11 protein-coding genes are annotated in these 12,580 nt (G+C 63.2%); 8 read left to right on the top strand and 3 right to left on the bottom strand.

Annotated features, from left to right (window positions below; genetic code table 11):
- From galE to G1E_RS13315, 3 genes are all read right to left on the bottom strand, one after another.
- Positions 1-856, bottom strand: an 856-nt coding sequence (gene galE, locus G1E_RS13325; protein WP_047149879.1) for a UDP-glucose 4-epimerase GalE, incomplete at its 3' end; no start/stop codon positions are given.
- 63 nt (positions 857-919) lie between these two features.
- On the bottom strand, positions 920-3,520 hold the full coding sequence (locus tag G1E_RS13320) for a cellulase family glycosylhydrolase (protein ID WP_047149880.1): 2,601 nt from the start codon (positions 3,518-3,520) through the stop codon (positions 920-922).
- A 5-nt stretch (positions 3,521-3,525) separates the two neighbouring features.
- The gene (locus G1E_RS13315; protein WP_009682739.1) at positions 3,526-5,052 is read right to left on the bottom strand and encodes an O-antigen ligase; all 1,527 of its coding nucleotides are present in this window, start codon (positions 5,050-5,052) and stop codon (positions 3,526-3,528) included.
- Between the two features lie 201 nt (positions 5,053-5,253).
- Between G1E_RS13315 and G1E_RS13310 the strand changes: the two genes are divergently transcribed.
- The 8 genes from G1E_RS13310 to G1E_RS13275 all read left to right on the top strand — a co-directional run bounded on the left by G1E_RS13310 (position 5,254) and on the right by G1E_RS13275 (position 12,533).
- Positions 5,254-6,630 carry an oligosaccharide flippase family protein gene (locus G1E_RS13310; protein WP_009682740.1) on the top strand — a complete coding sequence of 459 codons (1,377 nt, stop codon included), beginning with the start codon at positions 5,254-5,256 and terminating at the stop codon, positions 6,628-6,630.
- 45 nt (positions 6,631-6,675) lie between these two features.
- Positions 6,676-6,870, top strand: coding sequence for a hypothetical protein (locus G1E_RS13305; RefSeq protein WP_029885430.1), 195 nt, complete (start codon positions 6,676-6,678; stop codon positions 6,868-6,870).
- A complete protein-coding gene (locus G1E_RS13300; protein ID WP_009682742.1) occupies positions 6,867-8,333 on the top strand; it encodes a GMC oxidoreductase in 1,467 nt (488 codons plus the stop codon). Before G1E_RS13305 ends, G1E_RS13300 begins: the two co-directional genes overlap by 4 nt.
- A 103-nt stretch (positions 8,334-8,436) precedes the next feature.
- Positions 8,437-9,054 carry an acyltransferase gene (locus tag G1E_RS13295; protein ID WP_009682743.1) on the top strand — a complete coding sequence of 206 codons (618 nt, stop codon included), beginning with the start codon at positions 8,437-8,439 and terminating at the stop codon, positions 9,052-9,054.
- A complete protein-coding gene (locus G1E_RS13290; protein WP_009682744.1) occupies positions 9,047-10,003 on the top strand; it encodes a glycosyltransferase family 2 protein in 957 nt (318 codons plus the stop codon). Before G1E_RS13295 ends, G1E_RS13290 begins: the two co-directional genes overlap by 8 nt.
- Before the next feature lie 8 nt (positions 10,004-10,011).
- Positions 10,012-10,536 (top strand): serine O-acetyltransferase, encoded by a 525-nt coding sequence (locus tag G1E_RS13285; RefSeq protein ID WP_009682745.1) that lies wholly within the window; start codon positions 10,012-10,014, stop codon positions 10,534-10,536.
- Positions 10,537-10,541: 5 nt separating this feature from the next.
- The gene (locus G1E_RS13280; protein ID WP_033690384.1) at positions 10,542-11,519 is read left to right on the top strand and encodes a glycosyltransferase family 2 protein; all 978 of its coding nucleotides are present in this window, start codon (positions 10,542-10,544) and stop codon (positions 11,517-11,519) included.
- Positions 11,520-11,528: 9 nt separating this feature from the next.
- Entirely contained in the window at positions 11,529-12,533 is a 1,005-nt protein-coding gene (locus tag G1E_RS13275; RefSeq protein WP_009682747.1) for a VirK/YbjX family protein, read from the top strand.
- Positions 12,534-12,580: the final 47 nt, after the last annotated feature.

Below are 12,580 nucleotides of genomic sequence, written 5' to 3'. Positions count from 1 at the left end.
CGGCCACCAACCGCGGCGGGTCGCCGGCGCGGCGGGGGGCGTCCAGTGTGTCGATCTGCCGCCCGGTTACCCCACGCGCGGTATCAATCACCTGCTGCACCGAAAAGCCCAGGCCATTGCCCAGGTTGAACGCAGTACGCTCCCCACCCGCCAGCAGGTAGTCCACCGCCAACGCATGCGCCGTGGCCAGGTCCGACACATGCACATAATCGCGAATACAGGTGCCGTCCGGGGTGTCGTAGTCGCGGCCAAATACCGTGACGGCTTCGCGCCGCCCCGATGCCGCCTGCAGGATCAAAGGGATCAGGTGGGTTTCCGGCTCATGCCGCTCACCCAACAGGCCCTCCGGGTCGGCCCCGGCAGCGTTGAAGTAACGCAGGCAAACCGACTTCAAACCATAGGCACGGTCGAAGTCCTCGAGAATCTGCTCGACCATCCATTTGCTCAAGCCATAGGGGTTGATTGGCTGTTTGCCATGCGCTTCGTCAATAGGCACATACAGCGGGTTGCCATACACCGCAGCGCTCGACGAAAACACCAGGTACTTGATGCCGGCGTTGACCATGGCCTGCAGCAGCGCAAGGGTGGCAGCCACATTGTTCTGGTAATACTTGCCGGGTGCGCTGACCGATTCACCCACTTGAATGAACGAGGCAAAGTGAAACACCGCGTCGAAATGCACAACACCGAACAACACATCCAGTGCGGCTTCGTCGGCAATGTCGAGCTTGGCCCATTGAACCCCGGGGCCAGGTGAAACCAGGTCCGCCACCACCACCTCATGGCCGGCGCCCTGCAGGTGCTTGACCATGTGTGAGCCAATGTAGCCGGCGCCACCGACAACCAGGCATTTCATGCGCACCCCCTGTGACCTGCTGTTTTAGCGACGCAGTGAATCGAGCGTAGATGGCCATGTGCCCTATTTCAAGAACAGCCAGTTGGACATGTAGCTGCCGTCGAAGGACAGGGTGTAGTGCCCGTTGTCGTAGGCCACAGGCAGCGCCTTCAACTGCGCCTGCGCATCGCGGGCGTACAGCTTCAGGCCGGCAGGCGCCTGGATGGTCAGGCGGCCTTCCAGCGGCTCGACATTGAACGGTGTCTTGTCATCGGGCTTGGGCATGGCCCGGGTGCCCAGCGACACCAGCAGGTCCCGCGACTGCCCCAGCGGTTTGTCGTCCAGGCTCTGCACCACGACACTGGCATAGGGCGTAGTCGCCTGCACCTGCACAGCGCCCAGGCTGATCGACCGCCCCCCCAGCCAGCCGGTGGCAGCCTGGGTGAGCGGCGTGTCGATGGTGTAAAGGCCTTGTTGCCAGTTACGCCTGAGCTCGCCCGTGTCGGTGGTCGATTCGCTGGCATCCGCCGGCAGCAGCGATTCATCGGGGTCTTGCAGCACGTGCGCGCCGCTTGGGATGGCAGCAGGTTTCAACCAGGGCAGTTGCGGCGTTTGCGGCAGGGCGATCTGCAAGCGGCCCTTTTCCATGGCAGTACGCAGCAGTGGTGAATTGCGCGGGGTGATTTCCTGGTTGTACAGGGTGGCTGCCGTCGGGGCGAACACATAGTCGGTAGTGGCCGGCTTCACATCGCCGCGGCGGTAGAGCAGGGCGGCAGCGGGCAGGGTGGCGAGCATGCCAGGGTCGTTGTAGGCGTGCCAGTTGTCTGCCGTGCGCCAACCCGGGTTGAACGCCTGTTGGCTGTAGGCATATTGCAGCAGGGCGTCCCAGCCTTGGTGGCTGGCGGTAGCGGCCATGTACAGTGGCAGCGAGTGACGGTCTGGCAGCGGGAACGGCTCGGCGTTCCACTCGGTGACGGTCAGTGGCTTGCCGACCACCTGGGCGGCGCCGATCCAGTCGATCATGCCGTCGCTGGTCAGCGGGTTTTTCTCCAGTTGACCCATGTCCCCGTAGCTATGGGCGTCGATCACATCGCCAACACTCAGTGCCGGCAGCGCACTCAGGCCGTTGCCGCCCCAGGTGCTGGTGGTGGCGATCGGCACTTTCACGCCCACGCTGCGCAGGTGGGCGATCATGTCGGTATTGAAGCGCTGCTCCAGGTCGTTGAGGAACAGCTTCGATGGCCCATGCTCCCAGGCGCGCCAAGTCAGGTCGGCGGGCAGGTCGTACTGTTTGGCGAAGGCCTTGGCGGCAGCCATGTAGCGTTCGCTGTGGCGCGGCACATCCTTGTTCGGCATCAGGGCATTGCCGTAGTGCTGAGTCAGGTCGTTCTCGTTGGTGATCAGCACGGCGGCAATCGCCGGGTCGTCTTTGTAGGCCAGCCCCGTGTAAGGGTTGACGTGGGACAGGTACTGTTCGGCGAAGCGCTTCATTGCCTGCTGGATACTGCGGTTGACGTAGGCGTAGCCCTTCAGGTCGATGCGCGCTTCGCCTTTGGCCAATTCGTCGAAGTCTTCGATATTGTCGTTGGCAGTGAGCGCCCGCTGCACATGCATGTCCAGCCAGATGTAGATACCCTCGTCCTTGAGTGCTTTGATCCACAGGTCCAGCTTGCGCAGCGATTCGGCGCTGAGCTGCTGGGTGTCGCGCACCAAGGTACCGTCGCCAAACACATTGGGGCTGACCCAGGGTGAATCGTGATGATGCAGGCGGACCAGGTTGAAACCCAGGGCCGACAAGCGTTTGGCCTGCTGGCGGATCTCCTCGTCGGGGCTTTTGAACAACGCATAGGCCGACAGGTTGGTGCCCCAGAACCGCACGGCGGTGTTGTCGGCAAACACCAGTTGCTCGCCGACCGCCTTGACGAAGCCACGCTTGCCAGCGGGTTTTTCTGCTGCATTGAGGAACGACAAGTCTACCGGCGCGCTGCGCCAGTCCAACTGGTCGTCTGGCCAGCTGGCCGGGTCGGCCAGGCCGAAGCGTTCGGTGGCGGTGGGTGCGAGTTCGATGTCCCCGGTCAGGTTGAGCACGGCCTTGAGCTGTTGCTTGCCGGCAGTGATCGGGTCCTGGTACAGAAACGCGCGCAGCTCAGACGGGTTGCCACGCTCGAAATACACTTTGGCCAAGGGGGGCTCGAAGCGCATTTCGATGCGCCGGCCCTGCTCGGCGTTGCCCCACCACCAGCCGCGGTTGCCTGGCAGCAATTGCGGGGCGCCCATGGCCCCGGTGACCTGCGCAGGGTCGAACTGGAACACCATGCCGCCCCCCATCACCCCGGCCTTGCGGCTGTGTGCATCGAGGTCGAAGGTCCAGCTCAGCGTTTGCGCCTGCTCCTTGCGGATATCCGCGGCCAGGTCGAAGTCCAGCTCCTTGTTCTTGCCCAGCAGGGTGTAGTGGTACGGCCCGTTGACCTTGAGGTCGGTGTAGAAGCCGGTCCAGCTCCAGTTGGCGGCCCAGAAATCGAACTTGGCTTTCATCACCGGGCCGCCACCACGGCTTACGGTGGGCAGGCCAGTGTGCTCGTCGACACTGACCTGCCAGGCAGACGCCCAGCCCGGCAATGGCAGCAAGGCCAGGCTGGCGAAGGCCGAAAGGCGGATGAAACCACGCAGGGCGAGCGCATTCATGAACATTACCTGGGTTGGAGGTCGGGTTCGGCCAGTGCCACCGCGGGGCTGGCATGCAGCCGCCGCACCATCTGGGTGTAGGCCACGCCCAGACCGGCGATCGACCAGTACACCACGGGGATGAAGGTGATGCTGCTGACGGTGAAGATGATCACCAGAATGCCGATCAGCGTTGCCAGCAACACGCGGCCGAGCTGTCGTCGTTCGTCGTCCTTGTCCGGGAAGCTGCGCATCGCCTTGCGGATACCGTGCAGCACCACGGCAAAGAACGCCACGAACAGGCCAAGCCCGACCAGCCCCACGCGCAGTGCCAGGTTGATGTAGGTGTTGACGATGTCGATGATGCCTTCACCCTGGATCATCGCCTGCATTTCCGGGGTGTTGCGGAAGTCGAACGAGCCGAACAGCGGATTGCGCTGGATGACGATCCACGAGTTGTCCATCAGCCGCTCGCGGTAGGTGATGTTTTCCTTTTCGATATTGCCGATGTAGGGCAGCAGGTCCAGCACCTTGTCACCGCCCGGCACCACCGTCAGCAACGGCAGCGTCAGCATGCCGGCCGCCCCCAGCAGCGCCAGGCGCCTGACCGCACCTTTGCCCAGCGCGATGAACACCACCACGATGACCACTGCGCCAATCCACGGCCCACGGGACAACGGCGCGAACAGGCCGGCCGCCAGCAGCAGGGCGCCCATGGCCCTGTGCAAGGGCCGCTGCACGTAACCCTGCACGAACAGGAACAGGCCAATCGCCACGCTCATCACATAGCCCAGTGCAATCGCCTGGCCGGTGGTGACACTGGCGCGCAGGGCGCCGCCACGGCTCAGGTAGCCGGACATGCTCCAAGGCACGCCCATGGCGTCGACCAAGGCGCTGTACAGCAACCAGTGGCGCACGTATTCGGCAACCGCGATCAGGGCCATGACGAAGGAGGTGAGCACGAACGCCAGCATCGCGTCCTTGAAGTCGCTGAGCTGGCGCAGGCCACGGCTCGCCACGTAGTACGGCAGGAATACGTCGACATACAGGTACAGGGCCTGGCGCAAGGTATCGGTCAGGGTGGTCTCGCGCAGGTACAGCACGCTCATCAGCACCAGCCCGGCGGCCAGCAGCCGGTCGGCCCAGGTGCGCCCAAAGCGCACGCTGTCGGGGTGCCGGCGTAGCTCCAGCGCAGCCGGCAGCAGCACGCACAGCGTCAGCAGGCGAATGTGGTTCAGGTCGACCAGGTAATTGACAACGCCGAACCCCGGCACTTGCACCGAGGCCGGCGGGATCAGGAACAACAGCATGTAGAACAGCGCCATGGGGTTGTGCTCGCGGCGCCGTGCCAGCAACAGGATGGCCGCACCCGCGACCAGGTACAGCCAGAAGCTGTGCGAGACGAACGCCAGCACGGTCAGCAGGAACCACAAATTGCGCCGGCGCTTGTAATCGCTGAGCGGAATCAGGTCGGTGGCCGGCCGCCGCGCCAACAGGAAGACCACGCTCGCCAGAAACAGAATGACGATCAACGCACGAAAATGTTCAGGCATCGGCTATGTGCACCTTTCCTTCGGTGGGCAAACGGCGGCTGCCCTGTCGCGGAACTACACTGTCTTCGGGCGAGTGGCAACGCCGGCCGGGCTCCCAAGACGCCGCCAGGCAGTGAGGCGCTGAGTTCCGTGCCAGGGCACTAGCATCGTGGCTAATTGAAACTATAGTGACTTCTAGCCAATCAGTCAGAGAATGAATTCATGCCGTCGATTGATGTGTCAGCCTCCGCGAGCCTGCGCAAGCGGGCCATGCGGGCCGGGTCGTGGAACCTGGTCTCGCAGGTGGCTTCACAGGTCATGCGCCTTGGCGGCAACCTCATCATGGCGCGGCTGTTGCTGCCGGAAATGTTCGGCGTCATGGTCATCGCCACCACCGTTTCGGTCCTCCTGCATCTGCTGTCCGATGTTGGCCTGCGCCAGAACATCATCCAGAGCCACCGTGGCGACGACCCGGACTTTCTCAATACGGCGTGGACCGTGCAGATCATCCGCGGCTTCGTGCTGTTCGCCCTGACGCTGCTGCTGGCCCTGGCGGCCTGGGTGGCGCAGTACCAGCAGTTGTGGCCGGCAGACTCCACCTATGCCGCCCCTGTGCTGCCGATGGTGCTGGCGGTTACCGGCCTGTCGGCGCTGATATGGGGCTTCCAATCCACCAAGATCGATGTTGCGGTGCGTACCTTCCAGCAGAAGCGCGTGGTGCTGGTCGACCTGGCCTCGCAACTGGCCGGGCTGGTGGTGATGCTGGTACTGGGCGTGCTGACCCACTCGATCTGGGCCCTGGTCATCGCGGGCCTGGTCTCGGCGGTGGCCTGGACTGTGCTGGGCCACACCGCGCTGGAGGGCCCGCGCAACCACTTGCGCTGGGACCGTACGGCACTCACCGAATTGATCGTGTTCGGCCGCTGGATCCTGTTGTCGTCGATGGTTGGGGTACTGGCCATGTACGGTGACCGTATCTGGTTTGGCGCCAGCATGTCGGCGGCGCAATTGGGGGTGTACTCCATTGCCGTGCTCATCCTTGGCGCGGTTCAGACGGCGCTGATGAAGATCGTCGGCGCCGTGGCGCTGCCAGCGTTCAGCGAGGCGGCCAGGGCCGACGACAAAGCGCGGCTGAAGACCCTGTATTACCGCTTCCGTTTGCTGGTCGACCTGCTGGTGCTGTTCATTTGCGGGGGCTTCCTCACAGCCAGCCCACTGCTGATTGGCTGGATGTACGATGACCGCTACCAGGAAGCTGGCCAAATGCTGGCGATTCTTTCGCTGTCCTTCATCGTATTGCGCTATACCTTGGCTCATCAGGTATGGATTGCGTTGGGCCTCACCAAGTACCAGGCCATGGACAACATCATCCGCCTGGTTTCGCTGTGGGGGCTCCTGCCGCTGTTGCTGGCGCTGGGAGGTGTGCAATGGGCGATCTGGGGGGTGGCCCTGCACACGGTGCCGACGCTGGTACTGGTTGTTCATGTCAATCGCAAGCTGGGCATCTTCAGCCTCAAACGTGAGCTGGTGGTGCTACCGATGCTGCTGGTGGGGGCGCTGTGCGGGGCGTTGCTCACGGCCTTCTTCAACTGGCTGTAGGGCTGCGTGCTGGGTGTAACTTTCATGGGGACAGGTCACAGGATCATGGGGAAGCTCACTTTTTGTACTGCGCAGTTGGGTCGTAGAGGCTTTCTCCAGAGTTGCGTGCTGCTGGGCGTGGGCAGCGCGGCGTTCGGCGCCACGGCGGTGTTTGCTGGCAAACCGGTTGAAAAGCCAGGGTTCGTGGTGATCAACGGCTGGGTACTGCCGTCCGGCTATTTTCGGAACCAGCCAGCATGATCCAGGACTATGAGCAGCAGAAGACGCTGCGCGACAACTACGATTTCTGCATCATCGGGGCTGGCCCTGCGGGGATCACCCTTGGCCTGCGCCTGGCGGCAGCCGGCTGGAACGTGTTGCTGGCCGAAGGTGGGGGGCGTGAGTACGCCCCGCATTCGCAAGCCCTGTACGCTTGCCCCTCGACCGGCCTGGAGCTGTATGCCGAGGAAACCCGCCTGCGTTACCTGGGCGGCACGTCCAACCATTGGGCCGGCCGGTGTCGGCCCTTCACGGCTTCCGACTTCGCTGTGGCCCCACCGGGTGAGTTGCCGGGTTGGCCGATTGCCTATGCGGAGATCGAGCCCTACCTGCCGGTGGCCATGGATATCGTCGACCTGCCCGCCGGGGCAGATTTTCGGGCACTGAACACCGCGCTCGAGGGTGGCGACTTCGAAGCTGACCGTTTCCTGCTCAGCACCCCGACCCGCTTTGCCCAGAAATACGCCACGGCGCTGGAGCAGACCAAGGGCCTGGACCTGTTCATCAATTGCAACTGCGTGGACCTGGAATTCGACCAGGCATCCGGCCACCTGGCGGCGGTGGTGCTGTCGGACTACCAGCGCAATCGCCAGCGGTTGGTGGCCCGCAACTTCATCCTGGCCACGGGGGCCATCGAGAATGCCCGACAGTTGCTGAACAGCCAGTCCCTGGTGGCTGCGGGGGTGGTCAACAAGGAAGGCCTGGTTGGCGCGTGCTTCATGGAGCACCTGAACATCGAGATGGGCACCTTCATCCTCAAGTCCGGGCAAGACCCGGAGCCGCGCCAGTACTACACCACCGATGCCTTCCTCGCCGAATACCAGGCCGGCAAAGGCAACGTCACCACAGCCTTGTTGGCCGATGTGCAAACCTATGGCCGCACTGCCGAGGTCAAGCATTTTCTCGAGAACCTGGCCTGCGACATGGGGATTTCCAGCAAGATCGAGTTCGTGGCCAAGTTCAGCTGCCCCGGTGACGGCGTGATCAGTACCATGATCGAGCAGTTCCCCAACCTGCACAGCCGCATTTCGCTGCTCGACGAGCACGACGCGCTGGGGGTGCCGAAGGTCAGCGTGAACTGGGTGCTCAGTGCCGATGACCGCCACACCATCAAGTGCATCGGTACCGAGCTGGCCAAGCAGTTCGCTGACACGGGCCTGGGCTTCGTCAAACTCAACGAGTTTGTCTATGACACCTCGATACCGCTGAAAATGGCGCCCCATGCCCACCACATGGGCACCACGCGCATGGCCGCGTCAGCGCAAACGGGCGTCGTGGACGGCAACTGCCGGGTATTCGGCACGCAAAACCTGTATGTCGCCGGCAGCAGTATTTTTGCCAAGGGCGGCGCCTCCAACCCGACCATGCCGCTGTTGCAGTTCGCCGTGCGGCTGGCCGACCACCTTGACGCGAAGATGAGGACGGAAAGCGGCGCCGCCGCGTGAACAATGTTGTACACAGGTTGAGTGCGTAGTGGTCAGCATCTAGAAGAACGAGACCGCATCGCCTCAGGGCATTCGAGCCGTATTGATCGCGAGGCCAGGAAGGATGATGGGATGGATACGCAAGGCAGTGGCACATTACGCACATGCAACCGGGCGCGGAGGCACGTTCTACCGCCGGTTCTGCAGGCCGTCGGGGCTGGAGTGGGGCGCCTACCTCAAACGCTGGGGCAACTTTCACTCGGTAGGCGACAATTTCTTCGTCAATGCCGGCTGCAAGTTCCTCGACCCGTCACTGGTGCGTATCGGCAACAGCGTGGGGTTGTCCGACTGCACGTTGATCGGCCACGACGGGGTGGTCTTGCTGATCGAACACCGGTTTGGCAAACACCTTGATTCGGTCGGTTTCATCGACATCAAGGACAACTGCTTCATCGGCCACGGTGCGATCATCATGCCGCGGGTGACCATCGGCCCCGAGTCCATCGTCGCGGCAGGGGCGGTGGTCACCAAGGACGTGCCACCGGGCACCGTCTACGGCGGCAACCCGGCCGTGTTCATCTGCACCACCGAGGCGCTGGTCAAACGGGTCGAGGCACGCTGCGAAGCCTACCCGTGGATCGACCTGATCAAACAGCGCGACGGCGCCTACGACCCCACGGTTGAGCCGCAACTGATGGCGCAGAGGCGCCAGTACTTCTTCGGGGATGGCAATAATGGCTAGCAAACCGGTCGACGTGATGGTGGTCAATTTCAACACCGCCGGGTTGCTGCAGCCAATGTTCGATGCCTTGCGCTGCGCAGGCAGCGAACACCTGGCCAGTTACCTGGTGGTGGACAATGCCTCCGTCGACGACTCGCTGCAGCGTATGGCCGAGGTATGCCCAGAGGCAGTGTTGCTCAGCAACAAGCACAACGTAGGTTTTGGCCGTGCCAACAACCAGTTGCTGGCCCACCTGCAAGGCAAGTATGCATTGTTGCTCAACACCGATGCGTTCGTGGCCGCCGATTCCCTGCAAAAAACCCTCGACTACATGGATGCCCACCCGGACTGCGGCGTGCTGGGGGTACGCCTCGAAGGCCGTGAGGGTGACCTGCAACCCAGCTGCCGCTATTTTCCCACGCCACTGAACGTCTTCGTCGGGCGTACTGGCCTGGGGCGCCTGTTCCCTGGGCTGAAAATGGTCGACGACATGGACTGGGACCACGCTTCGGTCCGCGAATGCGACTGGTTGCCCGGGTGCTTCTACCTGGTACGCCGCGAAGTGCTGGACCAGGTAGGCCTGTTCGATCCGCGCTACTTTCTTTATTACGAGGAAGTCGACCACTGCAAGCGGGTCAAGCAGGCCGGCTGGAAAGTGGTGTTCTACCCACATACCACGGTGGTCCACATAGGGGGTGAAAGTTCCAAGTCAGTCACCGAGCTGGAAGCTGCCAGCCGGCAGATTTCCGCCTACCAGATCGAGAGCGAGCTGCTGTATTTCCGCAAGCACCATGGCTTGGCCGGGCTGGCGTTGCATATGCTGCTGGTGACCGTGGGCGACCTGGTGCTGGCACTCAAAGCGCTGTTGAAACGACGCGGCCGGGGCGCGATACAGGCCTGCTGGCGTCATTGCCGGGCGACCTGGTCACTGCTGTTGCAGACCCGTTACGCCAGCCAACCGACAAGGTAGCTACCGTCATGTTCGAGAATATTCGCGCCGACCTGCGGGCCCATGGTGGCGACTGGGGCGCCCAGGGCTTCTGGGTATTGCTGGTGTACCGCTTCGGCCGCTGGCGCTACGGGGTGCGCCCGGCGCTGCTGCGCAAGCTGTGCTCACTGGTGTACAAGGTGCTGTTCAAATTCGTGCAGATCATCACCGGGGTGGAATTGCCTTGCGAGGCGGTGATCGGCCGCAATTTCGTCATCGACCATTTCGGTGGCATCGTGGTCAGCGGCTACGCCCGGTTCGGCGACGACTGTCGCATCCGCAATGGCGTGGTAGTCGGCCTGAAAAATGTCGACGAGCCCATCGCCCCGGTGTTCGGCAATAACGTCGACATTGGTACGGGCGCCAAAATACTGGGCAGCATTCGCATCGGCAACAACGTGATTATTGGTGCCAATGCCGTGGTGCTGATGGATGTACCAGATAACTCCCTGGCTGTCGGCGTACCGGCAGTCATCAAGGCCCGGCACCTGGTCGCCCCGGCGGCGGTCGAGTGAGGCCCTTGGCGATGCAGACCGGCGTGGTGGTCATTGGCCGTAACGAGGGCCAGCGTTTGCAGCGCTGCCTGCGCTCGCTGGCCCATGGGGCTGACAAGGTCGTGTATGTAGACTCGGGCTCCAGCGACGGTTCGCAACAACTGGCCGCTGCCCTGGGCGTCGAGGTGCTGGCGCTGGACATGGGCACCCCGTTCACCGCGGCAAGGGCGCGTAACGAAGGTTTTGCCGTGTTGCAGCGGTTGCTGCCCGCCATGCACTGGGTGCAGTTCGTCGATGGCGACTGCGAAGTGGATGCCCGCTGGCTGGCCACCGCCCAGGCGTTTCTGGCCGCACACCCCGCGGTGGCGGTGGTGTGTGGCCGGCGCCGCGAACGCTTCGCGCAGCGCTCGGTGTACAACCTGTTGTGCGACCTGGAATGGGATACCCCTATCGGCGAGGCCAAGGCCTGCGGCGGTGACGCGTTGATGCGGGTAGACGCTTTCGTCGCTGTGAGCGGTTTTCGGCCTGACCTGATCGCCGGGGAAGAGCCGGAGCTGTGCGTGCGCTTGCGCGCCAAGGGCTGGAAAATCTGGCGCCTGGATGCCGAGATGACCTTGCACGACGCCGACATGACCCGGTTCAGCCAATGGTGGCGGCGCAGCCTGCGTGCCGGGCATGCCTACGCCGAGGGCGCCTATCTGCACGGGCAGCCTCCCGAGCGGCACTGGTTGCGCGAGTCGCGCCGGGCCTGGGTGTGGGGCCTGGGCATTCCCGTGTCGATCGTGCTGGCCTGCCTGCTGGTGGGCGGCTGGGGCTTGGGGTTGTTGTTGATCTACCCGTTGCAGGCCATGCGCCTGGCGCAGCGGGGCAACAGGTCGCCGCGCGAAAACTGGCTGCAGGCCGTGTTTCTGGTACTGGGCAAGTTCCCCGAAATGCTCGGCCAGCTGAAGTTTCTGCGCCACCGCCTGGCGGCTGGCAAAGCGGCTTTGATCGAGTACAAGTGAGAGAGGCCCATGATGCTCGGCACCCTCGTGAAAAGCGTGCTTACCCTGCAACCCGGTTACTCGTTGCGGGCATTGCACAACAAGTACAAGTTGAGCCTGCAGATGGCCAGGCATTGGCCGCAGCTGAACACCTTCATGCAGCGCCTGACCGCGGCGCTGGGCCAGCCGGGGTTGCAGCGGCTGGGCGTTGACTGCATCGGTGTCGTGCAATGGCCCTATATCAGCCAGCACTGGCAGGCGCCGCAACGCCTCGATGCAGTGGCCTCGCACTTCGAGCTGGTGGCCCGGCATTTTCCTGGGCTGTTGCTGTTGGGCCGGGACGACAGCCTTGCCCTGTGTGACCTGGGTAGCTATTCGTCGGGCTGCTGTCTGGTGCTCGACCGGCCGATCTGGTTCAAGCGCGAAGGCGAGCTGGTGCTCAACCTGTTCCAGGGTGACCTGCGTGTGGCGTCCCTGGCGTTCACCCTGTGCCAGGGGCCGGCCGGCATTGGTTTGTACATCGGCGCAGTGCAGGGCATCCATAAAGGCATCGACAGCGACACCTCGCTGGCCATCTACCGCGACCTGACCAAAGACTTCGAGGGGTTGCGCCCGCGCAGCTTGCTGCTGGAGGCGTTGAAGTGCCTGGCCAGAACGTTGGGGGTAGCCCGGTTGTATGCCGTGAACGATGCCAGCCGGCATCACCGCCACGCTTATTTTGGCCGTGACAAGGGCCAGGAGCTGGCGGCCAACTACGATGCTATCTGGCAGGAGCATGGTGCCAGCGCTTCGGAGCATGCCGATTTCTACAGCCTGCCATTGGCGCCGGCGCAGCGTGCCGAGGCCGACATTCCGGCAAAGAAACGGGCGATGTATCGCCGTCGCCAGGCATTGCTCGACGATGTATTCACCCGCTTGCAAGCAGCTTTGCCAAGCAATGGTGCCAACCTTGGACTACAAGGAACACAGGGGGATGCATTTGCTGTGAGTGCATCGGCAGTAGGCAGGCCGCCGGTAGTCGACAGCCTGAAGTAAAGGTTGCCTGGGGCGGTTGGTCATCAAGCGGGTTTGGATCTGGGTTC

The sequence above is a fragment of the Pseudomonas sp. TJI-51 genome (genome assembly GCF_000190455.2).
GTDB lineage: Bacteria > Pseudomonadota > Gammaproteobacteria > Pseudomonadales > Pseudomonadaceae > Aquipseudomonas > Aquipseudomonas juntendi.
Note: the sequence above shows the minus strand (reverse complement) of the source record. Positions and strands in the feature narration are given on the sequence as shown.